Origin of the sequence: Ligaoa zhengdingensis (assembly GCF_014384885.1) — a bacterium.
Taxonomy (GTDB): Bacteria; Bacillota; Clostridia; order Oscillospirales; family Ruminococcaceae; genus Ligaoa; species Ligaoa zhengdingensis.
This window is the reverse complement of record NZ_JACRST010000001.1, coordinates 428790-453857: the sequence shown is the minus strand read 5'-3', so window position 1 is coordinate 453857 and position 25068 is coordinate 428790. Positions and strand designations below refer to the sequence as shown.

Here is a 25068-nt window from a genome sequence, read left to right as displayed (position 1 = left end):
AAATTATTAGAAATTTATATTCTAGTATTTGACATGTTTTCTAGTTTACGCTATATTAAAATTAGAAAATCGACAATGTCGAAAAAAGGGGGAAAATCATTTTGATAAAATCTACAGGAATCGTAAGAAAAGTGGACGAGCTGGGGCGCATTGTGTTGCCCAAAGAACTGCGCAATACGTTGGACATTAAAGAAAAAGACTCCCTTGAAATCTATGTGGACGGGGATCAGATCATTCTGAAAAAGTATGCCCCTGCCTGTATTTTCTGCAGCAATGCAGGGGATATTGTGACATTTAAAGGCAAAAATGTCTGCAAAGAGTGTCTTGAACGTATGAAGGACCTCTAACGCGCAGAATTATTTGACAGAAGCCATTCTTAGAGCGAAAATCGAAACTGTGTTCCTATGAGATGCCGGCGGAGTGGCCGCTTTCATCCCGAAGGACAAAAGGTTATCAATCAATTGAACCAAACAAAGATTTCGCATCGGGTTGTGACATAAATGGAAAGAATGGATAAAGAAAAAGATGGACAGCCGGAGGGTTTCCTCACGGTTATCCATCTTTTTTATTTTACAAATGTTCAGGCTTCCGTATTAATTTCTGGGATTTCGCCGGTCACAGGGTCGCGCGGGTCAAAACGGAGCGTTTCATCCTCCGGCTCGTTCAGCTTGCCCTTTTCCACCAGATATTTGGCGTAAAGCGCGAGCGAGGCGTTATAGTAGGGAACCACATAAAGCAGAGGCAACAACAAGACGGAGAGCAGCGCCCACGGCAGGAAAGAGAGATCAAACAGAAACAGTTCATTTTTATATCCGCGGGTGTACCGGATCGAGGTCCGAAACGCCTGCCGCACACTGATGCTGGGGTTATCCACAATCAGGTAGGGTGCCAGGAGATAGCGCTTGCTGAAAATTGAGAAAAACAGCCCGGCCAGGATACTGAGCACACAGGCCAGCGTCAGCAGCAGGAACCCGCCTAGGCGCACCGTCCGTGTAGGTTCGGCGTTGTACAGCAGAAAAAGGGCGAACGTGCCAATGCCCCCGGGTAGAAGGGCGAACGGGATACTCCACAACAGCAGGCGCACCGAGAGGCTGATATCGTGCCAGATAGCTTTGAAAAACAGGCGCAGTCCGGAGAAGAAGGAGAAGACCGCGGCCACCTCCTCCGAGTCCCCGCCAGCCAGCCGGTAGTACCAAAGGCGGATGCCGAACGAGAGCGGGGAGTTGACGATCAGGCTGAATAGGGTGAACGCCGCAGCGATGAGGAACGAGGGGATCGAAAGGTTTATCACATCGTCCAGGTAGTATTGGGGGGTTGTCAGGACATCTGAAAAATCCGGGATACCCAGAAGCAGGGAGGTAAGCCCCTGCAATAGGCTGAAGATCAGCGAAATAGAAAAGATGATGAGCAGAAGGCAGATGGCTTTTCCCCAACTGCCGCCCAGCGCCCGGCGGGCATTCAGTTTAATTTGTTTTCTCAGTTTCATGGTTCAACGCCTCGGTTAAGCTAAAATTTCTGCGGCTCGTGCCGCGACAAAGTCGCCGATCTCCTGGGTGGACTTCGCCGGATAAGCGGGGTCAGCGAGGTCGGGGGTGCGCCCAAAGGCGAGGCTTTCCTCCACGGCCTGTTCCACAGCGCACGCTTCCTCCTCGAGCGAGAAGGAATAGCGCAGCATCATTGCAACTGAGAGGATGGTCGCCAGCGGGTTGACAATCCCTTTTCCGGCGATATCCGGCGCCGAGCCGTGGATCGGTTCATACAAGCCCAATGTGCCGTGGCCGGTACTGGCCGAAGGCAGCATACCGATCGAACCGGCCAGCATGGCGGATTCGTCAGAGAGGATGTCGCCAAACATGTTCTCAGTGAGCAGCACGTCGAATTGGGAGGGATCGCGCAGCAGCTGCATGGCCGCATTGTCCACATACAGGTAATTGAGCTCCACTTCGGGGTAGCGCTCCCGCACGCGGTCTACCACCCGCCGCCACAGCCGCGAGGTCTCCAGCACATTGGCCTTGTCCACACAGGTGACCTTGCCGCGGCGCTTCTGCGCGGCCTCAAACGCCACCTTTGCAATGCGTTCCACCTCATATTCGCTGTAAAGCATCTTGTCGTATGCGGAGGGATTGCCGTCCACCTCAGTTTGCCCCTTCTCACCGAAGTAAATTCCGCCGGTCAGCTCGCGCACCACCAGCAGATCGACCCCGCGGGCGATAATCTCATTTTTGAGGGGCGAGGCGTTTTGCAGCGCAGGAAAGACGCGCGCAGGGCGCAGGTTGGCGAACAGGCCCAGCTTGTTGCGGATGGCGAGCAGACCGGCCTCGGGACGCAGGTTGGCCGGCTGACAGTCCCACTGAGGGCCGCCGACCGCACCGAGCAGCACCGCGCCGGACATGCGGCATTTTTCTACGGTGGCAGGCGACAGAGGAATCCCCTCGGCGTCGATCGCACAGCCGCCGATCAAACCTTCGGTGAGATCAAGCGGAATTGACCGCGTCCGGCAGACGCTTTGGAGGGTTTTCAACGCCTCGGCGGTGATTTCCGGGCCCACCCCGTCGCCCGCCAATACACAAATCTTGATGGGATTCATCGCTAAAAACACCCTTTCTCATTCAATCGATCAATCGGAAGCAAATACAGCGGACACTGCCGCAGAAAAGCAAAGAAAGGTTTAATCCCCGCCGAAATCTTCTCCCTCAAAAAAGAGGTCCTCGCCGCCGCGTTCCTTCCATTCGCGCAGCTGCTCCTCAAAGGCCTCCAGCCCCAGGCGGGCAAACGCCTCGTAGCGGTAAGGGATCGGTTCGTACACCTCAAACCCCTCGTCGCGCATCCACATCTGCGGGGTCATCTGGATGGTGTAGCCGGCGCCGTTGGCGACGACCCAATCGTAGGGGCTTTCGCGGCGTGGATAGCCGTATTTGGCCAGCAGGGTCATGATCACGCCGCCGTGGGTGACGATCGCCGTGGAGGTGAGCCGGCGGGACATCATGTCGGCAAAGACATATTCCAGCCCCCGGCTGACGCGTTCCTCCAGTTCGCGGCTGGACTCGCCGCCCGGCGGCGGGGTCTTCATGCCGGAGTCGATCCACGCGTTGAAGGCGGGGTCGTTCTTGAGTTCGCCGATCGCCTTGCCGTCAAACGCGCCGAAGTCGCACTCGACAAAATCGGCGGCCACCTCGCACATCCGGTCGGGGTATAAAATTTCGGCGGTTTCCCGGCAGCGGGAGAGGGGGCTCGAGTAGAGCTTCTGGATTTCCGGATACCCGCAATGGTCGCGCAGCATGCGCAGTTTTTCCCGACCCTCGTCACATAATGGGGTATCGGTGCGCCCCACATACAATCCCTTGAGGTTTGCCTCGGTCATGCCGTGACGAATCAGATGTACTTTATAAGTAATCACCGAAATTCTCCTTTCGCCAACAGAAATTTGGCCCAAAACGTCGAAATATTTTGCTTTCAGGACTTTACAACTCGTATCAAAATGGATTATAATTTACTGTACGTAAAAAATCGCTGGATGAGGCGTTAGCGGGGGTATTGACTATGAACGCGGATTTTCCCAGAATTCTGACCCTTCTGCGGAAAGAAAAGGGAATCAGTCAAAAGGAAGCGGCCGGTGAACTGGGAATTTCACAGGCCCTTTTGTCGCACTATGAAAAGGGAATCCGGGAATGCGGATTGGATTTTCTGGTGCGCACCGCCGATTTCTACCATGTATCCTGCGATTATCTGCTCGGGCGTTCGCCCGATCGCATGGGGGCCACCCTCACCGTGGAGGATATCCCGGAGCCCGAGCAGGCGGCCGGCAAGGAGAACACCTTCCGGGGCAGCATTCTGCCGGTGCTCAACAAAAAATTGATCTCCAATTCGCTCAATGTGCTGTTCGACCTGCTCCAACGCGCCAACAACAAGTCCCTCACGGGCGAGGTGTCCAGCTTTTTGATGCTGGCGGTCTACCGCATGTTCCGTGTGGTTTATGCGGCCCACCCTAAAAATCAGGACGCGATGTTCACCGTGCCGCGCCGGGTGGCCGACCAGTATGCGGGCGCCATGATGCAGGTGCACAGTGCCAACGCGCAGGCGTTGGTGGGCGGGCAGCCTCTCGATGGGCAGGAGCCGCTGCGCTCCTCGGAGGAGCTGGCGCTCACCACCGACGTGATCAACGAGCGCTATCCGATGTGCGCATCCTCGCTTTTTAACCTGGTGCAGAACAGCGAGGACAAAATGACCCTTCAACCCAAGTGATACTGTCTTGGTAATATTGCATATTGTACCATTATGTGGGCGAAAAATAAAGAGGATTGGTTGAAATTCACCCTTTGCACATAAAAATCTATAGAATGTTCAAATTTGTATGATAAAGTGAAACCTGCTGAAGAGTTGCAAGTTTCACTTTATTTTATTATTCCGATATAGTATAATAATAAGGCGAGTGTTTCACGAAGAGATACAGAAAGGGGGACAGCCCATGCGCTTTCAAACAATGCTGTTGTTGCTTACAACAATCTGCTGCGCGCTGCTGTTTTCCTCCTGTGCGAGGCTGGAGCTCAGCCCTGAGAACCTGATGGATGCGCCGCTGCTCACCTCCGAACAGAGCGCGATCCGCGAAGCGCTGTTCGACGGCACGCGCACCCGCGACGTGAAGTTTAAATACCCCAAGGCGGGGGATTACCGCTCCGCCTTTGTGATGCACGATATCGACGGCGACGGCAAGGAGGAGGCGATCGTCTTTTACGATCCGCAGATGGGCAACGCCAACGCAATGATGGGGATTTTGGTGCAGACCGACGAGGGATGGGTGTTCGACTACAGCATCCCCGGCCAGGGCGACAGCGTGGAGCTGGTGCAGTTTGGCAGCATGTTGGAACAGGGGGCCGAAAACATCATTGTGGGCTGGAGCCGCGGCGGCGGGGAAAAGACAGTCGCAGTTTACCGCTATCAGCCACAGAACAGCCAGGACAAGCTGGAAAACCTGTTGACCAGCAGCAGCGGGCAGTACAACGAGCTGATGGTCTACGATTTCAACCGCGACGGCCTGACCGAGCTGCTGTTGCTGCGCACGGGAAGCCCTGAGGCGCGGCTGGTTTCAGCCGGCAAGGAGACGGGCGAGCTGGATGTCAGCTCTAAGATCGAGCTGTCCGGTTCGATCTCCGAGATACAGCGGGTGAAGATCGGCCAGTTGACAAGCGAGATCGAGGCGGTGTTCATCGATTCCCGCCTGCAATCCGGACGCTTTGTCACCGATATTTTGAAATACGAAGCTGAATCCCCGCGCAGGATGGTCAACGTCATCAGCCAGTACAACAAGCAGCTCAGCGGCACCGACGAGGAGATCGAGGAAAACGAGATCAACCTCAAGCGGGAGCAGCGCTACTACTGCGAGGATATCGACGGCGACGGGGTGATGGAGATCCCCTACCAGCCGAGCGAATCGTCCGTTCTGCCGGGTTACAGCGAGGACAGCGACGCGGACAAGCTCTATTCCGCGCGCTATGTCCGGTTTGACGGCGAGCGGTTCGAGCAGGTCTGGTACGGCGTGGTCAACCCCGATGCGGGCTACCGCCTGGAGTTTCCCGAACAGTGGATGGAAGGGGAAGTGACGGTGGCGGCTGAGGTGGCCACCGGCGAATGGCGCTTCCTGGAGTACGGCGGCTCGCTGGCGGCCAGTTACCGCGAGCTGCTGCGCATCAATGTGGTTAACCGCAACAGCCCCCCCGACAAGAATGCGGGGGAGGATCAATACAAGCTGCTCGGTTCCCGGGGCTACTACGACTACAAGGTCTATTATCCTGCCGTGCTGGAGGACGAGTCCTTCCGGGTGACCGAAAGCGATATCGGGCGGTGCTTTTCCTTACTGCCCTGACTTTAGTTTGGAAAGAAGGGATCAAGAATGAAACGAATCCTGGTGGTGGAGGATGAGGACGCGATCCGCGACTTTGTCGTCATCAACCTGCAGCGAGCGGGCTACGATGTCACTCCGGCGGCCAACGGGGAGGAGGCGCTGCGCATCTTTGAAGAACAGCAGGGCAACTTTGACGTGGCGCTGCTCGACATTATGATGCCGGGCATCGACGGATTCACCCTGTGCAAAAAAATCCGGGCGCAGTCGAGCACCATCGGCATCATCATGCTGTCGGCCAAGTCGCAGGAGATGGATAAGGTCAACGGCCTGATGATCGGCGCGGACGACTATGTCACCAAGCCGTTCTCCCCCTCGGAACTCACCGCGCGGGTGGACGCCATCCACCGGCGGGTGACGATGACGTCCCAGCGGCAGGAGCAGCCGGACGAGATCATCTCCGGGCCGTTCATCCTCAACCTCAAGAGCCGGATGCTCTCCAAGAACGGCAAGGTGATCGATCTCACCCAGGTGGAATATCAGATCATGGATTTCTTTTTACACAATCAGAATGTGGCGCTTGAGCGCTCAGAAATCCTCAAAAAGGTCTGGGGCGACAACTATTTCGGCGATATCAAAATTGTGGATGTCAACATCCGCAGGCTGCGCATGAAGATTGAGGATGAGCCGAGTTCCCCGCAATATCTGTTGACGGTGTGGGGGTTCGGATACAAATGGACGGCAGGTCCTAAGGAATCGTAGGCCCAAAAGGCGGGAGGAGGGAAGAAGCGCCATGGCGATGAAGCGGATTACCAAGCGGTGGTTGTTCAACAGCTTTGGCGTGATCCTAATTATCCTGCTGGCGATCGAGCTGATCGGCGCGGCCGGTATCCGCGGCTATTACTACAACAGCGTGCGTTCCGCCATCAATTCCCGCGCGTCGGTGATGGCCTCGTCCCTGTTGCGCTATTCCGAGGACAGCTCGGTCGATTACCAGGCGCAGGTGCGCAATCTGGTGGAAAATTTCGAGGATAAGGACAAGATGGAGCTGATGGCTGTGGACGGCTCGGGCAATGTGCTGCTCACCTCCAGCGGCTTCAAGCCCACCGGCCAGGTGGAGATGCCCGACCACGCGCTCGCCTTTGAAAAACAAAAGACGGCGGCTGCTGGGTCTTATTCTTTCGGGGAGTATGTCGGCAAGCTGGACAGCGAAAAGGTCATGGCAATCACGATGGTTTCCCCCGTGCAGGACAGCGAAATTGCGGCCCTGCGCTTTGTGGTGTCCCTCACCCGGGTGGACCGGCAGGTGCGCACCCTGATCCTGGCGGTGACGCTGGTGCTGGTGGCGATCCTCTGTTTTGTCGGTTTTTCCAGCTCCTATTTCATCAATTCAATCGTCATCCCGGTCGGAGAGATCGGGGTGACTGCGAAGAAGATCGCGCAGGGCGACTTCGACGCGAGGCTGGAAAAGAAGAACGACGACGAGATCGGCGACCTCTGCGAGGCGATCAACTACATGGCGAGCGAGCTTGCGGCCGGGGAGCAGATGAAAAACGACTTTATTTCGTCCGTTTCACACGAGCTGCGCACCCCTCTCACCGCCATCAAGGGCTGGGGTGAGACGCTGGTGGGCGCAACCGACCACGAGACGATCGAAAAGGGGATGGGGGTCATCCTCAAGGAGACCGACCGTCTCTCCTCCATGGTGGAGGAGCTGCTGGACTTCAGCCGGATGCAGAACGGCCGCTTGACGCTGATGATGGACCGCATCGACATCATCGCAGAGCTGGGCGAGGCCTATTTGATGTTCACCCAGCGCGCCATGCGCGAGGGAATGACCATCCGCTACGACGAGCCGGAGGAGTCGATCCCGGTGATCGGCGACCGCAACCGGCTGCGCCAGGTGTTTGTCAACATCATCGACAACGCCATCAAATATTCCGATGCGGGCGCAACCATCGCCATCGCCGTGACGCACGACGACAAGACGGTGCGCATTGCTGTGACCGACACCGGCTGCGGCATCAAGGCTGAAGATCTGCCGATGGTGAAGAAGAAGTTTTACAAGGGCAATTCCACGCGCCGCGGTTCTGGTATCGGGCTCGCGGTGGCGGATGAAATCGTCTCGATGCACTCGGGCCGTCTGGATGTGGACAGCCAGGAGGGCAAGGGGACGACGGTGGTGATATCGCTGCCCATCGCCCATAAAAAAGTGGAGGAGTGATCCTTCCGGCGGCGAGAAATACCCGGACAGGGAACGCCGGACCGCAGGAACGGCCGGCGGGAAAGGAGCAATCAGATGGAAGAAAAGAAGGCCTGCTGCCACAAAACAAGCATCGGCGGACAGGCGTTGATCGAAGGGGTGATGATGCGGGGCCCCAGGCTATCGGCGATGGCCACCCGTATGCCCGATCAGAGCATTGACACCGAGACTTGGGAGAACAAGGGGGTCGGCGCTTGGTACAAAAAGGTGCCGCTTATCCGCGGCATCTTCAACTTGGTCGATTCGCTGGTCATCGGCTATACCTGCCTGATGAAATCGGCTGAGAAGAGCGGCATGGATCTGGAGGACGAGGAGCCGGGCAAGTTTGAAAAGTGGCTGACCGAAAAGCTCGGTGACAACATGATGAAGGTGATCTCCGGCTTTGCCATGGTGCTGGGCGTTGTGCTGGCGCTGCTGCTGTTCATGGTGATTCCGACCTACGCCATCAAGTTTTTGGATATGGCGATTCCGCTGGGTGGGATGAAGACCGCGCTGGAGGGCATTCTGAAAATCGCCATCTTCGTCCTCTATCTGGCGCTGGTCGCACGGATGCCCGATATCCGCCGCGTATTTGAATACCACGGGGCTGAGCACAAGACCATCGCCTGCTACGAGGCGGGCGAGGAACTCACAGTGGAAAACGTGCGCAAATACCGCCGCTTCCATCCCCGCTGCGGCACCAGCTTTATCCTAATCGTGCTGATCATCAGCATCATTGTCTTTTCGTTCGTCCCCTGGGGCAGCGGGATGCTGCGCGTATTGTACAAGATCATCCTGCTGCCGGTGGTGGTCGGCATCGCGTATGAGATCATCAAGCTGGCGGGGCGCTACGACAACATCCTCACCCGCATCATCTCAGCGCCCGGTCTGTGGCTGCAGCACCTGACCACCAACGAGCCGCACGACGACCAGATCGAGGTGGCGATCGCTTCGATGCTGCCGGTCATTCCGGAGACAAAGGACGAGGACAAATGGTGACGCTGCGCGCACAAAAAAAAGAGTGGATACAAGAGCTGAAACAGGCAGGGGTTTTTGCCCCTGCCTTTGAGCTTTGCGAGCTGATTGCCTTCGGCATGGGGCTCGATCGCGCTGCGCAGCTCGCGGAGCCCGATCGCCCGGTCACGCCGGAGGAGGCCGGCCGGATGGCAGCGCTTTTGTCGCAGCGTTGCGCCGGACAGCCGCTGCAATACATCTTGGGCCGATGGGAATTCTACGGGTTGGAGTTTCTGGTGGGCGAGGGGGTACTCATCCCGCGGGCGGACACCGAGGCGCTGGTGGACGCCGGGCTGCGGCTGTGCCGCGGATTTTCCGCGCCGCGCATCCTCGATTTGTGCAGCGGCAGCGGCTGTATCGCGGTCGCACTGGCCAAACACCGGCCGGACGCACAGGTGACAGCGGTGGAGCTTTCGGATGTAGCTTTCGAGTATCTCACCCAAAACGTCGCACACAATGGCGCGAGCAACGTCCGCCCCATCCGGGCGGATGTACTGGAGGGTCCGGACGGCGTGACCGCCGGGGAGCGCTTTCATCTGATCGTCTCCAACCCGCCTTACATCCCCTCCGGGGAGCTGGCCGGGCTACAGCGCGAGGTGCGGCGGGAACCGGCCATGGCGCTGGATGGCGATAAAGACGGCCTGCTGTTTTACCGTGAGATCGCGCGGCTCTACCGGGACAGCCTCACCCCGGGCGGTTGGCTCGCCTTTGAGGTGGGGGACGGCCAGAGCGGCGATGTGCAAAAAATCCTGATGCAGCAGGGCTTTACCGAGATTTCTATTGCGAAGGATTTGGAGGGCTTTGAGCGGGTTGTGATGGGGCGGCGCTCCGAAGGTGGAAAATAAGATGGCAAGTTTTGAGGTGACGTTGGAGCGCCGGGAGTAGGCGCAGGAGGTTTACGGCGTGTGGGCCGAATCGGGCGACCGGACGGCCGCCAAGGACATCCCGCGTCTCTCGGAGGAGTTCTACCGCAGGGTCGGCAGATCAAAGAAGGAGGTTTTGCCGTTCTTCGTGCTGTCCCGCGACTACTGCAAGCAGACGGGGAACTTCAAGCTCTTCATCGGTGGGACAATCCCCGGCGATGGGTTGGAACGCTTGGTGCTGCCTGCGGGCCTGTACGCCCGTGTGACGGTGGAGCCAAAGCTCGGATTTCTGTGGGGTCCCGCCATCGGGGAGGCCAAGCGTCGCTTTTACACTCAGTGGCAGCCTGCAAGCGGCTGCCGCTGTGCGGGATGGGAGTACGAGTACCACACGGAGAAGAGCTTCGGCCGCTCGCCGTCCATCGATCTTTTATTTGCCATGCAGGAATGACAAAAATACGGGCCGCTGAGGAAACCCCTCAGCGGCCCGCGCTGTTTTTTGCAGCTTATTTCGGCAGAAAGCCGATCTTTTTGTAGACCTTATCCATGGTGCGGCGGCTGATGCATTCCGCCATCTCGGCTCCGCGCTTGTAGCAGCTCTCGAGGTAAGCCTTGTCGGCCATCAGGCGGTCAAAGTTTTCCCGCACCGGGCGCAGGTGTTCGGCAACTGCCTCGCCCACGGCTGTCTTGAAATCGCCGTAGCCGCGGCCGGAGAACTCGCGCTCGATGGCGGCAAAGTCCGCGCCGGTCACAGCCGAGTAGATGGTCATCAGGTTATTGATTCCGTCCTTGCCTTCGCGGTAGCAGACTTCAGCCTCCGAATCGGTGACTGCGCGCTTAAACTTTTTCACAATCACCTCGGGTTTATCGAGAATCGAGATGAAGGCGTTGGCGTTGTCGTCCGATTTGGACATCTTTTTGGTGGGATCAGCCAGCGACATAATCTTCGCTCCATGCGCCTGGTCGGGGATATACGGCTCAGGGATGACGAAGGTGTTGCCATAAGCGTTGTTGAAGCGGGCCGCCACATCGCGGGTGAGCTCGAGGTGCTGCTTCTGGTCGATGCCGACCGGCACCAGATGCGCCTGATACAGCAGGATGTCAGCCACCATCAGCACCGGGTAGGTAAACAGGCCGGCGTTGACATTTTCGGGGTAACGCTTGGCCTTGTCCTTAAACTGGGTCATGCGCGAGAGCTCGCCGAACTGGGTGCTGCAAGCGAGCACCCAGTTGAGCTCCGCGTGGGTGGTGACATGGCTCTGGATGAAAGCGATACTCTTTTCCGGGTCGATGCCGCAGGCGAGCAGCAGGGCGTAGGCCTCCAGGGTGTTCTGCCGCAGCGCCTTGGGGTCCTGCCGCACGGTGATCGCGTGCATATTGACGATGCAGTAGATGCAGTTGTAATCCTCCTGGAGCTGCACCCAGTTTTTTACAGCTCCTAGGTAGTTGCCCAGCGTCATCACGCCGGTGGGCTGGATGCCCGAGAAGATCACCTTTTTGCGCTCGGGCTGCGCGACGTTTTTCGTATCTTCCATCAGAAAAGCTCCTTTGTCAATTTGCCGAGAATTTGGCACCCCTCCACGATCTTGTCGTCGGTGGGAGTGGAGTAGTTGAGGCGGAAGGACAGGGTTGGCGCACCTTCCTCCGCAGTGAAGGCGGAGCCGGGCACCACTGCGACCTTATTTTGCGCGGCGGCCGTGCAGAACGCCATCATGTCGCTGCCCTCAGGCAGAGTGCACCACAGGAACAGGCCGCCCTCCGGGCTGGTACGGGTCACCGCGGGGCTGAAATAGGCGTCGATGCTGTCCATCATCAGCTTGCTCTTGCCGCGGTAGATGTTTTGCAGCTTCTGAATGTGCGCATCCAGATCGCATTCGGTGATAAATTTGTGGCAGATGAGCTGTGCGAGGATGTTGGTATGTACGTCGTTGCACTGTTTGGCCACCGTCATCTTCCCGAGAATCGACTTGTGCGCGCAGACGTAGCCCACGCGCAGGCCGGGCGAGAGGATTTTGGAGAAGCTGCCGCAGTAGATGACGCGGTTGTCGGTGTCCATCGATTTGATGGTGGGGATCGCTTCTCCCGCAAAGCGCAGGTCGCCGTAGGGGTTGTCCTCCAGGATCAACACGTTGTAGCGCCCGGCCAGCTCGTATACGGCCTTGCGCTTGGCGAGGCTCATGGTGATGCCGGACGGATTCTGAAAGTTGGGGATCAGGTAGATCAGACGCGCGCGGGGATTGGCCTTGAGCGCCGCCTCGAGCTGCTCGAGCGAAAGGCCGTCCGGCTCGAGGTCCACCCCAACCAGGTTGGCGCGGTAGCTGCGGAAGCAGTTGAGCGAACCGATGAAGCTGGGGTTCTCGCAGAGGATGGTATCCCCCTCGTTGACCAGGCTTCGGATCGCCAGATCGATGCCCTGCTGCGCGCCGGACACCGCAAGAATGCCGTCGTTCTCGTTGCCGCTATGGTAGCGGCTGTGGAGCATGTCGGCCAGGGCCGCGAGAAACGCGGGATAACCCTCGGTGACCGAATATTGGAGCGCCCCGATCGGGTTTTCCGTCAGAATATCATCGGTGATGCGGCGAATCTCCTCCACAGGAAACGCCTCAGGCGCGGGGTTCCCTGCGGCGAACGAGATCACCGAGGGGTCGGCCGTCGCCTTGAGAATCTCACGGATCGCGGACGGCTTGAGCGCGCTGATCCGGTCGGAAAAAAGATAGTTCACAAAAATGTCCCCCTTTGAAATAACCACATTGAAATTATTATATCACGATTGGAGAAATATTGGAACTATTCGCGGATATTTCGCCGGCAAGTCGATTTACATTTCCCGGCAAAAAAGCTATAATAAAAGTAATGTCCTGCGGCAAGAGGTGCGCAGGTTGGAATGGAGGAAAGATTATGTGGACGAGAGCGGAGCTCAAGACGAATGCGAAGGCCGCGCTTTCGCGGTTTTACTGGATGGCGTTTGCGGTCTGCCTGGTGTATCAGGCGATTGCAGGCTTTATCGGCAGCGGCAGCTATCTGATCAATCTTACGGTGAATTTTGGCGAAACCGGCGCTAATCTGCCGCCTGCGGTGCTGATGGGGATTCTCATCGCGGCCATTGCTTTGGCGGTGGTTTCCCTCGCTGTGTCCTTTTTGGTGATGAACCCGCTGGCAGTGGGGATGCTGCGCTACTTTATGGAGAGCCGCAACTTCAAGAGCGACTTTTCCACCCTGTTCTATGGGTTTACCGGCGGCCGCTATTGGAAGGTTGTCAAGGTCATGGCGGTTATGACCTTGAAGGTTTTGCTGTGGACGATGATGCTGTTTCTCCCGGGGGTCATTTTGCTGGCGTTTTTGGCGGTCAGCAATCCCATCCTGGTCTACAACGGCAGTTTCTTTTTCCTGTTGTTCCTCTCGATGCTGCTGATGATCCCCGGTTTCGTCAAATCGTATGAATATTTTATGATCCCGTACCTGCTGGCGGAAAATCCCCATCTGGAGACCAGGCGGTATTTCCAGCTCACCAAGGCGATGACCGACGGGGAAAAGATGAACATCTTCGTGTTGGGCCTGTCCTTCATCGGATGGGAGCTGCTGGGCCTGCTGCTGTGCGGCATCGGCACCCTGTTTGTCATTCCTTATCAAATGGCAACCTTTGCGGAGCTATATGCACTGATGCGCGCCAAGGCGTTTGCCATGGGCTTTTCCGGCCCCGATGAACTGCCCGACTTTAACCCGCCGGTCCCTCCGTTTTATGGGCAGACCTCGATGTAATTGTCATTCCATCAGCAAGGCAGTTGCCGCCACGGCTGCTGCCTTGTTTGCTATCACCACCGGACAACAAGAAAGGGGAATCATCAGGCGATGCAGTACAGCCAACCGGAAATCATGGAAAATTTGCGCTACCTCAAGGCGCTCTCCGTCCAGTACCCCAATGTGCAGGCGGCCTGCACCGAGATTATCAACCTGCAAGCAATTTTGAATCTGCCCAAGGGCACCGAGCACTTCATGTCCGATTTGCACGGGGAGTACGAGGCGTTCAACCACATCCTCAGCAACGCCTCGGGGGTGATCCGCGAGAAGGTGGACATCCTGTTTTCCAAGACGCTGCCCGCCCAGGAGCGCGCGGTGCTCGCCACCCTGATCTATTACCCCGAAGAAAAACTCAAGGAGCTCAAGGAAAGCACCGGCGACCTGGAGGAGTGGTACCGCATCACCCTCAACCGCCTGATCGAGGTTTGCCGCCTGGTGGGCTCCAAATACACCCGCAGCAAGGTGCGCAAGGCCCTGCCGTGCGACTTTGAATACATCATCGACGAGCTGCTGCACACCAATTATGACGAGCTCAATAAAGAGACCTACTACGAGAACATCATCTCCACCATCATCGATATCGAGCGTGCCGACGAGTTCATTCTGGCGCTGAGCAACACCATCAAACGGCTGGTGGTGGACCGGCTGCACATCGTGGGGGATATCTTCGACCGGGGGCCGCGTGCAGATATTGTGATGGATTCGCTGATGGAGCACCACTGTGTCGATATCCAGTGGGGCAACCACGATATCCTCTGGATGGGCGCGGCGGCGGGCAGCCGCACCTGCATCGCCAATGTGCTCAACAACTCGATCACCTATCACAACCTGGAGGTGGTCGAGATCGGTTACGGCATCAATCTGCGGCCGCTGGCGCTGTTCGCAGCTGAGACCTATGGCACGAAGGATGTCTCCTGCTTCCTGCCCAAGCTCCTGGAGTCGCGCTACTACAACCCGAAGGATGTCCGCCTGGTGGCGTGTATGCACAAAGCGATCGCGGTGATCCTGTTCAAGCTCGAGGGTCAGATTATCCTGCGCAACCCCAGCTTTCAGATGGAGGACCGCCTGCTGCTCGATAAGATCGACTACCAGCGCCGGACGGTGCGCATCGGCGACCGGGATTATCCGCTCAAGGACTGCGATTTTGCCACAGTGGACCCGCAGAACCCCTACCAGCTCACCGACGAAGAGACGCTGTTGATGGAGCAGCTCAAATTTTCCTTTTTACACAGCGAAAAGCTACAACGGCACGTGCAGTTCCTCTATTCCAAGGGCGGGATGTACAAGTGCTGCAACCACAACCTGCTGTTTCACGGCTGCATTCCGTTGGACAGGGACGGTTCCTTTCAGCAGTTCGACTGCGAGGGGAAGCGACTCTCCGGCCGGGCTTTCCTCGATTACACCGAACAGCTCGCCCGGCAGGGCTACAACGCGCCGCCCCATTCGCGCGAGCGGCTGCGCGGCAAGGATTTTTTGTGGTTCCTGTGGTGCGGCCGCAATTCGCCGCTGTTCGGTCGCGACAAAATCACCACCTTCGAGCGCCTGCTGGTGGATGATCCGTCCCTGTGGGCGGAGGAAAAGAACCCATACTATCATTTTACCGCCGAAGAGGAGACCTGTGTGCGCATCCTGCGCGAATTTGGGCTGGATCATCCGCATGCCCACATCATCAACGGCCATGTGCCGGTGCGCAGCAAGGACGGCGAGACCCCAGTGAAGGCGAACGGAAGGCTCATCGTGATCGACGGCGGCTTTTGCCGCGCTTACCAGCCGGTCACGGGTATCGCGGGCTATACGTTGGTCTACAACTCCCACGGCATCCGCATCATCTCCCACGCCCCGTTTGACGGCGCGCGGGACGCGATCCGCAACAACCGGGACATCCTATCCACCTCGGTGATCTTTGAGACGATGGAAAACCGCATCAAGGTGGGGGAGGCCGACGAGGGCCAGGGGATTCAGGAGAATATCCAGGGCCTGCGGATGCTGCTGGAGGCCTACCGCTGCGGCATCATCAAGGAGACCGCAAAAAAATCTCCCGGGCGTAGATAAAAAGTTTATTTTTACCTGTTACACTCTCCTGGAAGTCAAATTTCGGGAGAGTGATTTTTTATGTCCGAACAAGCGATTACAATCCGCGACCTTTCCAAGCGCTACGGGGAAAAGCGCGCGCTTGACCACCTCACCCTGAGCATCCCACATGGGATGTTCGGCCTATTGGGGCGCAACGGCGCGGGCAAGACCACCCTGATGAAGACCATCTCCACTTTGCTGCAAAAGCAGAGCGGCAGCGTGACGGTGTGCGGCGTGCCGGTGGAGCGGGCCCGCGAGGTGCGCCGCATGATCGGCTACCTGCCGCAGGACTTTGCGATGTACGGCTCGATGACGGTGGCCGAAGCGCTCGACTACCTCGGCCTGCTCTCCGGCATGAGCCGCAGTAAACGGAGGGAGCGTGTTTCGCTGTTATTGGAGCGGGTCAACTTGACGGGCCAGGCCCGCAAGCGGGTGCGGGCGCTGTCGGGCGGGATGCGGCAGCGGCTTGGGATCGCGCAGGCGCTGCTGCACGACCCCAAGGTGCTGATCGTGGACGAGCCCACAGCCGGCTTGGACCCGGAGGAGCGGGTGCGCTTTCGCAATCTGCTGTGCGAGGTGGCGCAGGAAAAGACGGTGCTGCTCTCCACCCATATTGTGGGGGACATCGAGGCCACCTGTGAGAACATCGCAATCCTCGACCGGGGCAGGCTGCTGTTCGGCGGCACGGTGGCGGAGCTGCTCGCTGAGGCCGAGGGGAAGGTCTATTCGATCGAACTGCCCCAGCGGGAGCTGGCCGGTTTTCGCAAGCGGTATGAGGTCACCACCACGGTCGCCGGACCGCGGACAGCCACCGTGCGGTTTGTGGCGCCGGAGGGGGACCCCGGCATCGGGCGGCTGGAATCCCCGCGCGTCGAGGACGCCTACCTGCTCTGTCTGAGCGGGGCGCAATCCGGGGAGAGGGGGGAGCGGGCATGAGGCTTTACCTCGCCGAATGCAGGCGCATCCTGTTCTCCCTCACCTGGGTGGTGATGGCGGCTGTCTTTGTAATTTTTGCCGTGTCTCAGGACGTGCTGCCCCCTTCGCAGCCGCTCCAGGAGCCGCGTCCCGGCGGCAGTTACGGCGGCAAGGCGTCGGGCAATCCCGACCTCATCATGCCGGAGGCGCTCGAGTCCCTCTACGGGGAATTTTCCGCCAATGATTATACCACCTATCCGCATGGATTCATCAAGACGGTGCGCCTCAAGGAAAAAAAGCGGGTTCAGATGGCGGGCATCCTCTCGGAGCTCACCGGGAAACCCGCTGATGAACTCTTGAAGGCAGGGACTGATGCTTCCTCCCAGGGGATGACCTTCCCATATCGGGGCGATGAGCTCGTACCCGACGAGGACGGCGAGGTGGTGATCCTCCCGCCGGAGGCGGCGTCTATGAGCTGGGGCGAGCCCATTGTCTCCCTCGCACAAGGCGTCACCTGGGATCGCTTCCAGGAGCTGATGGGGGAGGTCGACCGCTTGGTGGGCGGCGGTTCGAGCTATGCTGCTGAATCCCTGTCCAGCAGCTTTGGCATGATCCCCAGAACCTACGAGGAGGCCGTGGCGGATTACAGGCTGATTGTGTCGCACGACCGGTTCACGGGGGCCCATGCGCGGCTGTTCAGCGACTATATGGGATGTATGATGGGGCTGCTTCCGGTGTTTCTCTCGGTGGGCTTCGCCATGCGGGATACCCGTGAGATCCGCCCGGCGATTTATGTCCGGGAGGCCTCTTCGGTGCATCTGGTGCTGGCGCGGTTTGCGGCGCTGGTCACTTTGTCGCTGCTGCCCGCGCTGCTCATGGGGGCGGTTCTCACCGGGTTGCATATCGAGGCCTACGGCGCGGCCTCGGTCGACCTGTTGGCCTACCCCAAATACATCCTCGCCTGGTTGCTTCCCACCGCAATGGCCGCGATATCGGTGGGGCTGTTCTTCACCACGCTGACCGGCACCCCGGCGGGCGTGGCGGTGCAATTGATCTGGTGGTTTCTCGACCTGAACGGCGGCCTCCCCGGCGGATTGACTGGGAACTACGCCGGACGGCTGAGCCCGCGTCACAACAGCCTGGGCGCAACGCAGGTCTATCTCGACCATTTCGGCGAGCTGGTGCGGAACCGCGCAGCAATCGCGCTGATTGCACTCATTTTGGTCGGGCTGACCATCGCGGTATTGGAGGGAAAAAGGAGGGGAAAGCTCGATGTATCGTTACCTCGATTTGATAAGCGCGACCCTAAGGCATAGCCTGATGCCCCATCTGCTGATCGCCTCAGGGCTGCTCCTGCTGCTGCCGGCGGTGTTTGGAATCGCAGCGCTGGATGCGCAGGCGGCTGCCGTCCCGCTCGAGCTGGGTCTCTCCTTTCTGGGGGTGATCCTGTTTTCCCCCATCCTCCAGCCGGAACAGGAGGCGGGCGTCTGGGCAGCGGTGGCCTCGCGCAGCACCCCTTATCCGGCGGTATGCCTGCTGCGCGCGCTGCTTTCCCTTCTGCTGACGGCTGCGCTGTCAGGCGGCTTTGTCCTGCTGATGCGGGGGAACGCCTGCGCCGTGGGGATCGGCCATTGGTTCGGGGCTGTGTCAAACGCGGTGTTCCTCGGCGGTCTCGGGTTGTTGAGCGCAGCGACGGGCGGGAATATCGCCGTCGGTTATATGGTGCCGATCTGTTATTATGCGCTCAACCTCATGGGGGATTTCGGCCGCTTCTCGCTGTTTTCAATGATGCAGGGGGGCGGGGACAACAAGCTGCTGCTGTTTGGGCTCGGCACTGCGGCGCTCGCTGCGGCGGTGGGGCTGCGGCAATATCTTCAAAGGCGATAAAAGCAAAGCCGCCCAGAGGTGGCCGGTTCTGGGCAAGGCTTCCATTTGAAGCCCCGCGGGGACAAAAAGAGGGATACCGCTTTTCAATGGGCGGTATCCCTCGCTTTTCATTATGATTAATTTTTGGTGAGCTTTTCGATGCCCTTGCGGATGCGGCGCAGGCTTTCCTCCTTGCCGAGCAGGGCGCAAATCTCCACGCCGCCGCCGGGAGTGAACTGTTTGCCGGATACTGCGACGCGCACCGGCCACAGGATCAGGCCATTTTTTACGCCGAGCTGTTCGATCACGCCGAACAGCGCCGCGTGAACCCCTTCGACGCTGTAGTCGTCCAGCGCCTCCAGGACGGGCAGCACCGCCTTCAGGCTTTCCAGCGAGTTTTCCTCGTTGGTTTTCATCTTTTTGTGCACATACAGGGCGTTGTCGTAATCGGGCAGCGCGTCGATAAAGGCGAGCTGTTCGGGAATTTCACACAACACCTCGGTGCGGGGCTGGAGCATCTGCGCGATCAACATGGTGTCGACTTCCGACTGCACCGCCTTGCGCACCCAGGGAAGCGCGATTTCATGGAACTGTTCCAGCGGCATTGCCTTGATATATTCGCCGTTGATGTAGCGCAACTTTTGTGTGTCAAAGATCGCGGGGGACTTGGAGATACCGGCGGGGTCCCACTCCTCGATCAGTTCGGGCAGGGTGAAAATCTCGCGGTCGCCCTTGGGGCTCCAGCCGAGCAGGGCGATATAGTTGAGCACTGCGTCCTTCAGGTAGCCCTGCGCGATCAAATCCTCATAGGAGGCGTCGCCGTTGCGCTTGGAGAGCTTATGGGTGCTGTCCTTCATCACCGGAGGGCAGTGGATATAGACGGGAATCTCCCAGTCGAACGCCTGGTAGAGCAGGTTGTACTTGGGGGTGCTGGAGAGGTACTCGTTGCCGCGGATGACGTGGGTGATGCCCATCAGGTGGTCGTCCACCACGTTGGCAAAGTTGTAGGTGGGCATCCCGTCTGCTTTGATGAGGATTTGGTCGTCCAGCGTCTCGTTTTCCACCGTAATGTCGCCGAAGATTTCATCGTGGAAGGTGGTGGTGCCGGTCTTGGGCATCTTCTGGCGGATGACGTAGGGTTCGCCCGCATCGAGGCGCGCCTGCACCTCCTCCTTGGAGAGGTCACGGCAATGCCCGTCGTAGTGGGGCGACTGGCCGGACGCCTTTTGCAGCACACGCACCTCCTCCAGCCGGTCTTTATCGCAGAAACAGTAGTACGCTGCACCCTTTTCCACCAGCTGCAACGCATAGTCCTTGAACATGCCCATGCGCTCGCTCTGGATGTAAGGGCCCACTGGGCCGCCGATGTCCGGCCCTTCGTCCCACACCAAGCCGGTTTCACGCAGGGTGTTGTAGATGATATCCACCGCGCCCTCCACATAGCGCTCCTGGTCGGTATCCTCGATGCGCAGCAGGAATTTGCCGCCCTGGGACTTCGCCGTGAGAAACGCATAAAGCGCGGTGCGCAGATTGCCCACGTGCATATAGCCGGTCGGGCTGGGGGCAAAGCGGGTGCGTACACCTTCTAATTTCATTTGTATTACCATCCTTTTGATGCAGAGCGCGCAGCCCTGCCAAATTTCGGCAGAAAAGTCCGCCGCCTTTTCATTCTACCGCCGCGCGGCTCCGATGTCAATGAGAAAGCGCGCCGGGCCAGAATTCGCCGCATTTGGGCCGGTTGGTCGGACTTTTTTACTAGTTTTTCCCGTCCTTCTTTGGTTATCACCGCCAACGGCTTGACCAATCTCTTACAGAGCTTTTACCTTCTTTTGCTTTGTCCCCTCCGTTTGTTTTGCTATGATGAGAGCGAACCAAAACATCAAGATTACAACGGAGGAGAACAAGATGAATCGTAAACAGATTTTAACGGCCGCGCTGGCGGCTGTGACCGCAGTATCGGTGCTCACCGGCTGCGCTTCCAACGCTGCTGCCCCATCCGCGCCGTCCCAGGCGCCGAGCTCTTCGGCCGCTGCGCCTGCGCCCGCCCCGGTCAAGGAGAAAACAGCGCCGAAATATGTCTTCCTGTTCATCGGCGACGGTATGAGCTACCCCCAGTTCCAGGCGGCGTCTGATTACCTCGGCGCAATTGCAGACCCCAACCCGGAGATTTTAAAGGGCGGCGAGCCGCTGAGCTTTATGAATTTTCCGGTCGCAGGCAGCGCCACCACCTTTGACTCCACCTCCTTTGCACCCGACTCCGCCTCCACCGCGACCTCCATCTCGACCGGATACAAGACCCACAGCGGTGTGATCAACATGGACGAGTCCAAGACCAAATCCTACGAGACGATCGCGGAGAAGCTCAAAAAGCAGAAGGATTTCAAAATCGGCATCATCAGCAGCGTCAACCTCAACCACGCCACCCCCGCGGCGTTTTATGCGCATCAGCCCACCCGCAGCAACTACTACGAAATCGGCGAGGAGTTGATCGCGAGCGGCTTCGACTACTTCGCAGGCGGCGGTTTGCTTTCCCCCACCGGCAAGGAAGAGAACAAGACCGACCTCTATGAGCTGGCGGCCCAGGGCGGCTACAAGGTCATCAAGACGCAGGCGGAGGCCGAAAAGCTGACCGCCGCGGACGGCAAGGCGCTCATCATCGGCGAGACGCTGGCGGATTCCGACGCGCTTTCCTACGACGGCGACCGCGCAGAGAGCGAATGGGCGCTCAAGGACTATGTGAAAAAGGGCATCGAGGTGCTGGACAACGACAACGGCTTCTTTATGATGGTGGAGGGCGGCAAGATCGACTGGGCCTGCCACGCCAACGACGCGGGTTCTACCATCGGCGATACCCTGGCGCTGGCCGACGCGGTGAGCGAAGCGGTCGCCTTCTATAATCAGCACCCGGACGAGACGCTGATCCTGGTGACCGGCGACCACGAGACCGGCGGCCTGACCATCGGCTACGCGGGCACCGACTACGACACCTACCTGCACAACATCGAGAACCAGAAGATCTCCTACGCCAAGTTCGACAGCGACTATGTGGCAAAATATAAAGAGAATAACACCCCCTTCGCGGACGTGATGAAGGATGTCAAGGCCAACTTCGGCCTGATGCTGCCGGACGACCCCGAAGCCACCGAGGAGAGCAAGCTGGTGCTGACCGACTACGAGGCGGGGCGGCTGCAGGCGGCCTATGAAAAGACCCTCGCGGGCAACGAGGACCCCAATCAGGAGGAGTATGTGTTGTACGGCACCTATGAACCCCTCTCGGTGACTGTCACCCACATCCTCAACAACAAATCGGGCATCAACTTTTCCTCCTATGCGCATACCGGCCTGCCGGTGGCGGTGTTCGCCCAGGGCAATGGCCAGGAGCTGTTCCGCGGATTCTACGACAACACCGCGATCTATGACAACATGGCGTCGCTGCTGGACGTCCAGTAACATTCAGCGGCACAGCACTTCGGGAAAAAGCAGCCGGCATCCCGCCGGCTGCTTTTCTTGCAGGACCGTGAAATATTGTTAGGAGGATACGAGATGGAGGACATAAAACAGCAAAGGCTTCGCTACAACCTGCCGGTGTTGGTCTGTCTGGCGCTGGTGGTGCTGCTGCTCTTTCTGCCAACCGGCTACGAGGATGCGGTGATCTACAAAGGGGCCGACCGCTGCGCCGCACGGGTGCTGGCGGTCAACAACGAACGGGTGGTCGACACCGGGCTCATCCGCTCGGGGGAACAGACCTGCACCGTCGAGCTGCTGGGCGGCCGGTTTCGCGGCCGGACCACCGAGGGCTTCAATCTGCTGAACGGGTCGCTCGAGCAGGACAAAATCTTTCAAGTGGGGGACCGGGCGCAGGTGGTCGTCAGCTACGAGGGGGACCGCATTCTCTCCACCAATATGATCGACCACTACCGCCTCGATAAGGAAGCGGTGCTCGCCGTCTGCTTTGCCGCGTTTCTCGTCCTGTTCGCGGGACGGACCGGCGTGCGCGCCATTCTTTCGTTCGTGCTTACCGTGCTCATCCTCTGGAAGGTGCTGGTGCCGCTCTATCTGAACGGCTGGAACCCGATCTGGACCGGGCTGTTCATCACACTTCTGCTCACTGTGCTGATCATCGCGCTGGTCTACGGGTTCGACCGGCGGTGCGCCGCGGCCACCTCGGGCGCGGCGATCGGCCTGCTGGTCACCGCACTGCTGGGCGTCGTGTGCACCGGGCAGTTTCAAATCCACGGAGCGGTGATGGCCTACTCGGAGAGCCTGCTCTACAGCGGTTACCAGGACCTCAATCTCACCAAAATTTTTATGGCGAGCATCTTCATCGGCTCTTCAGGCGCGGTGATGGACTTGGCGGTGGATATCTGTTCGGCGGTCAACGAGGTGGTACAAAAAAAGCCCGGGATCGGATGGCGGGAAGCCACCCGGTCCGGGCTCAATGTGGGGCGCGCGGCCATGGGCACCATGACCACCACCCTGCTGCTCGCCTATTCCGGGGGCTACATCGCGCTGCTGATGGTGTTTATGGCGCAGGGCACCCCCATTTACAACATTCTCAACTACAAGTATGTGGCCGCTGAGATCATCGACACAGTCGTGGGCAGCTTCGGCCTCGTGTCGGTCGCGCCGTTCACCGCGCTCACCAGCGGGTTTCTACTGACGCGCGGCCGCGGGGCTCAGCCCAAGCCGGAGGAGATTCAGCAATCGCTGCCGTCCTGAGTGGAAGCGTGTGCGCTGATTTTTCCCGCGCCGAGCAGGCCGCTGAGCTGCTCCAATACGTTGCCCGCGCCGTTCAGGGAGATGTTCCCCACCCGGTCGCAGACCTTCTCCAAATATTCCAGCTCTTTGAGGCGGTAGAGGGTGTGGTTTTCGTCCATCAGGCGGGCGGTGTTGAGCAGGCTGCGGGTGGAGGCGACCTCCTCCCGCCGGGTGATGACGTTGGCCTGCGCGTTCTTCTCCGCCACCAGCACGGTGTTCATGATCTCGCGGATTTCGCCGGGCAGGATAATGTCCTTGATGCCCGCGGAGGAGAACTCCACACAGAAAGCGTCTTGGCCGGCCTGAAGCAGCTTTAGCAGCTCGGTTCCAAGGGTGTCCTTGCGGGCGAGTAGCTCGTCGAGGCTGAGCCGCCCAACCAGCGCCCGGGCGGCGAGCTGCACATAGGCGTAAAGCTGCTCCCTGTGGTTTTGTATCCGGACGGACAGCTCCACAGGGTCGGTGATGCGGTAACCGCAGAGCAGATTGAGCCGCACCCCCACCTTGTCCGCGGTCAGAATTTCCTGCCCGCCGATCTCGAGCTGCTGAATTTTGAGGTCGTAGAGCTTGTGGGTTACGGTCACCGACCAGCTCCAGAACCAGTAGGTGCCCGCGCTGAGCGAGCGCTGATATTGGTTGTCGAAGTAGAGCAGCGCCGTCTCGCCGCTGCCGACCTCCGCCTTGTGGTAGAGCCGCGCCGGGATGAACCGCCACAGGTAGGCGGGCACTGAGGCCGCGTCCTCCGGATTTTGCAGGCTCAGCAGTTGGAAGGTATGTTTTTCGTGGACGTTCCAAAAGAGGTAGTCCTTCCCGGTGAGCACCCCGCTGAACATGCCGTCGGTCGAGTGCACGGCGATGCAGTCATCGGGGATTTGTAGCCGCACCGTGGAGGCGGCAAATTCAGCGTTGGCCATCAGCACATCCGCGGGGATGCCGCAGGTGTTCACCTCGCCGGACAGCTCCACGGCTTTGGCCGTGTAGCCCAACAGCGTATTGATGCGGTGCTTGCCCGCGAAGAGCAGCTTTTGGAACACGCCGTCCTTCATCAGATAGGCGCACTGGTTTTCATTCAGGATCAATTTCATCAGGATTCCCTCTTTTCTGTCGATGGTTATGGTCAATCCGGGCGAGGCCGCCCGGTTGCACGGCGGACGGAAGTTCTCGCGCAGCCCACAGCGCCGCTTCGGGGCGGAGGTTGAGCGCGCGCGGCCGCGGCCGGTTCCCCATGGGGGCGTGGGCTGCTTATCGCGCGGCGCGGTATCCTCCCCGCCGCAGGGAAGTTTTGCTGTTGCCGCGGTTCTTCCGCCGTCGGATACAACTGCGGCGGGGCCGCGCGGGCGCTTCCGTTCTTTTGAGCGTGGAGTCGAACCACAACGCGTGAGAGGCGTCACCATTGGCTGAACCGCTTTAACCACTTAGCAATCCTTTCGGAGGCGGATTCGAACCGCCGAATGTTCAGAAGCGAACTGCTCTACCAACTGAGCTACCTTTTCAGGGGCGGAGTTGAACCGCCGACACGTTCGTGATCGGAGCGCCGCCTTGACCGCTTGGCTACCCGGGGAAACCGGGGCGGGAATCGAACCCGCGTCTGCGCCCCACTCCAACCGGATTTCCGGCATACCGCCGGGCAGAACCCGCGGCACCGCGATGGCGAAAAACCATCCGCATAGGATTTCCGGCCTATTTAAGGCCTATAAGGCCGAAAATAC

The 25068-nt window shown here is 58.9% G+C and carries 22 protein-coding genes; 15 read left to right on the top strand and 7 right to left on the bottom strand.

Features of this window, described 5'->3' with window-relative positions:
- The first annotated feature begins 104 nt into the window (after positions 1-104).
- Positions 105-347: an AbrB/MazE/SpoVT family DNA-binding domain-containing protein gene (locus H8711_RS02105; protein WP_249281942.1), complete on the top strand. Its 243-nt coding sequence runs from the start codon at positions 105-107 to the stop codon at positions 345-347.
- A 233-nt stretch (positions 348-580) separates the two neighbouring features.
- Here H8711_RS02105 and H8711_RS02100 read toward each other — a convergent pair whose 3' ends face one another.
- The 3 genes from H8711_RS02100 to H8711_RS02090 all read right to left on the bottom strand — a co-directional run bounded on the left by H8711_RS02100 (position 581) and on the right by H8711_RS02090 (position 3397).
- On the bottom strand, positions 581-1486 hold the full coding sequence (locus H8711_RS02100; protein WP_249281871.1) for a DUF975 family protein: 906 nt from the start codon (positions 1484-1486) through the stop codon (positions 581-583).
- A gap of 15 nt (positions 1487-1501) precedes the next feature.
- The gene (gene leuB / locus H8711_RS02095; protein WP_249281870.1) at positions 1502-2587 is read right to left on the bottom strand and encodes a 3-isopropylmalate dehydrogenase; all 1086 of its coding nucleotides are present in this window, start codon (positions 2585-2587) and stop codon (positions 1502-1504) included.
- 81 nt (positions 2588-2668) lie between these two features.
- The gene (locus H8711_RS02090; RefSeq protein ID WP_249281869.1) at positions 2669-3397 is read right to left on the bottom strand and encodes a histidine phosphatase family protein; all 729 of its coding nucleotides are present in this window, start codon (positions 3395-3397) and stop codon (positions 2669-2671) included.
- Between the two features lie 143 nt (positions 3398-3540).
- On the opposite strand from H8711_RS02090, the gene H8711_RS02085 reads away from it, so the two are divergent.
- The 7 genes from H8711_RS02085 to H8711_RS02055 all read left to right on the top strand — a co-directional run bounded on the left by H8711_RS02085 (position 3541) and on the right by H8711_RS02055 (position 10403).
- Complete coding sequence (locus H8711_RS02085; RefSeq protein ID WP_249281868.1) at positions 3541-4242, top strand: helix-turn-helix domain-containing protein; 702 nt, start codon at positions 3541-3543, stop codon at positions 4240-4242.
- A gap of 223 nt (positions 4243-4465) precedes the next feature.
- Complete coding sequence (locus H8711_RS02080) at positions 4466-5860, top strand: hypothetical protein (protein WP_249281867.1); 1395 nt, start codon at positions 4466-4468, stop codon at positions 5858-5860.
- Between the two features lie 27 nt (positions 5861-5887).
- Positions 5888-6598 (top strand): response regulator transcription factor, encoded by a 711-nt coding sequence (locus H8711_RS02075; protein WP_249281866.1) that lies wholly within the window; start codon positions 5888-5890, stop codon positions 6596-6598.
- 31 nt (positions 6599-6629) lie between these two features.
- Complete coding sequence (locus H8711_RS02070) at positions 6630-8060, top strand: sensor histidine kinase (RefSeq protein ID WP_249281865.1); 1431 nt, start codon at positions 6630-6632, stop codon at positions 8058-8060.
- A gap of 75 nt (positions 8061-8135) precedes the next feature.
- Positions 8136-9077 carry a DUF1385 domain-containing protein gene (locus H8711_RS02065; RefSeq protein ID WP_249281864.1) on the top strand — a complete coding sequence of 314 codons (942 nt, stop codon included), beginning with the start codon at positions 8136-8138 and terminating at the stop codon, positions 9075-9077.
- Positions 9071-9937: a peptide chain release factor N(5)-glutamine methyltransferase gene (gene prmC / locus H8711_RS02060; protein ID WP_249281863.1), complete on the top strand. Its 867-nt coding sequence runs from the start codon at positions 9071-9073 to the stop codon at positions 9935-9937. The genes H8711_RS02065 and prmC overlap by 7 nt, the downstream gene beginning before the upstream one ends.
- Before the next feature lie 58 nt (positions 9938-9995).
- Complete coding sequence (locus H8711_RS02055; RefSeq protein ID WP_249281862.1) at positions 9996-10403, top strand: effector binding domain-containing protein; 408 nt, start codon at positions 9996-9998, stop codon at positions 10401-10403.
- Positions 10404-10458: 55 nt separating this feature from the next.
- Here the strand turns inward: H8711_RS02055 and trpS are convergent, their stop codons facing one another.
- Together trpS and H8711_RS02045 are read right to left on the bottom strand one after the other, a co-directional pair.
- Positions 10459-11487, bottom strand: coding sequence for a tryptophan--tRNA ligase (gene trpS / locus H8711_RS02050; RefSeq protein ID WP_249281861.1), 1029 nt, complete (start codon positions 11485-11487; stop codon positions 10459-10461).
- On the bottom strand, positions 11487-12674 hold the full coding sequence (locus H8711_RS02045; RefSeq protein ID WP_249281860.1) for an aminotransferase class I/II-fold pyridoxal phosphate-dependent enzyme: 1188 nt from the start codon (positions 12672-12674) through the stop codon (positions 11487-11489). Before H8711_RS02045 ends, trpS begins: the two co-directional genes overlap by 1 nt.
- A gap of 176 nt (positions 12675-12850) precedes the next feature.
- Here H8711_RS02045 and H8711_RS02040 point away from each other — a divergent pair, with 176 nt between their 5' ends.
- The 5 genes from H8711_RS02040 (at position 12851) to H8711_RS02020 (ending at position 18625) form a co-directional block, all read left to right on the top strand.
- The gene (locus tag H8711_RS02040; protein ID WP_249281859.1) at positions 12851-13711 is read left to right on the top strand and encodes a DUF975 family protein; all 861 of its coding nucleotides are present in this window, start codon (positions 12851-12853) and stop codon (positions 13709-13711) included.
- A 90-nt stretch (positions 13712-13801) separates the two neighbouring features.
- A complete protein-coding gene (locus H8711_RS02035) occupies positions 13802-15802 on the top strand; it encodes a fructose-1,6-bisphosphatase (RefSeq protein ID WP_249281858.1) in 2001 nt (666 codons plus the stop codon).
- Between the two features lie 60 nt (positions 15803-15862).
- Positions 15863-16759, top strand: coding sequence for an ABC transporter ATP-binding protein (locus tag H8711_RS02030; RefSeq protein ID WP_249281857.1), 897 nt, complete (start codon positions 15863-15865; stop codon positions 16757-16759).
- On the top strand, positions 16756-18054 hold the full coding sequence (locus tag H8711_RS02025; RefSeq protein ID WP_249281856.1) for an ABC transporter permease: 1299 nt from the start codon (positions 16756-16758) through the stop codon (positions 18052-18054). Before H8711_RS02030 ends, H8711_RS02025 begins: the two co-directional genes overlap by 4 nt.
- A complete protein-coding gene (locus tag H8711_RS02020) occupies positions 18011-18625 on the top strand; it encodes a hypothetical protein (RefSeq protein WP_249281855.1) in 615 nt (204 codons plus the stop codon). Before H8711_RS02025 ends, H8711_RS02020 begins: the two co-directional genes overlap by 44 nt.
- Positions 18626-18741: 116 nt before the next feature.
- Here the strand turns inward: H8711_RS02020 and gltX are convergent, their stop codons facing one another.
- The gene (gltX, locus tag H8711_RS02015) at positions 18742-20199 is read right to left on the bottom strand and encodes a glutamate--tRNA ligase (protein WP_249281854.1); all 1458 of its coding nucleotides are present in this window, start codon (positions 20197-20199) and stop codon (positions 18742-18744) included.
- Between the two features lie 310 nt (positions 20200-20509).
- Between gltX and H8711_RS02010 the strand changes: the two genes are divergently transcribed.
- Both H8711_RS02010 and H8711_RS02005 read left to right on the top strand, forming a co-directional pair.
- On the top strand, positions 20510-22054 hold the full coding sequence (locus H8711_RS02010; RefSeq protein WP_249281853.1) for an alkaline phosphatase: 1545 nt from the start codon (positions 20510-20512) through the stop codon (positions 22052-22054).
- A 93-nt stretch (positions 22055-22147) separates the two neighbouring features.
- The gene (locus H8711_RS02005) at positions 22148-23323 is read left to right on the top strand and encodes a YibE/F family protein (RefSeq protein WP_249281852.1); all 1176 of its coding nucleotides are present in this window, start codon (positions 22148-22150) and stop codon (positions 23321-23323) included.
- Here the strand turns inward: H8711_RS02005 and H8711_RS02000 are convergent.
- On the bottom strand, positions 23302-24444 hold the full coding sequence (locus tag H8711_RS02000) for a slipin family protein (protein ID WP_249281851.1): 1143 nt from the start codon (positions 24442-24444) through the stop codon (positions 23302-23304). The genes H8711_RS02005 and H8711_RS02000 overlap by 22 nt on opposite strands.
- Between the last annotated feature and the right edge of the window lie 624 nt (positions 24445-25068).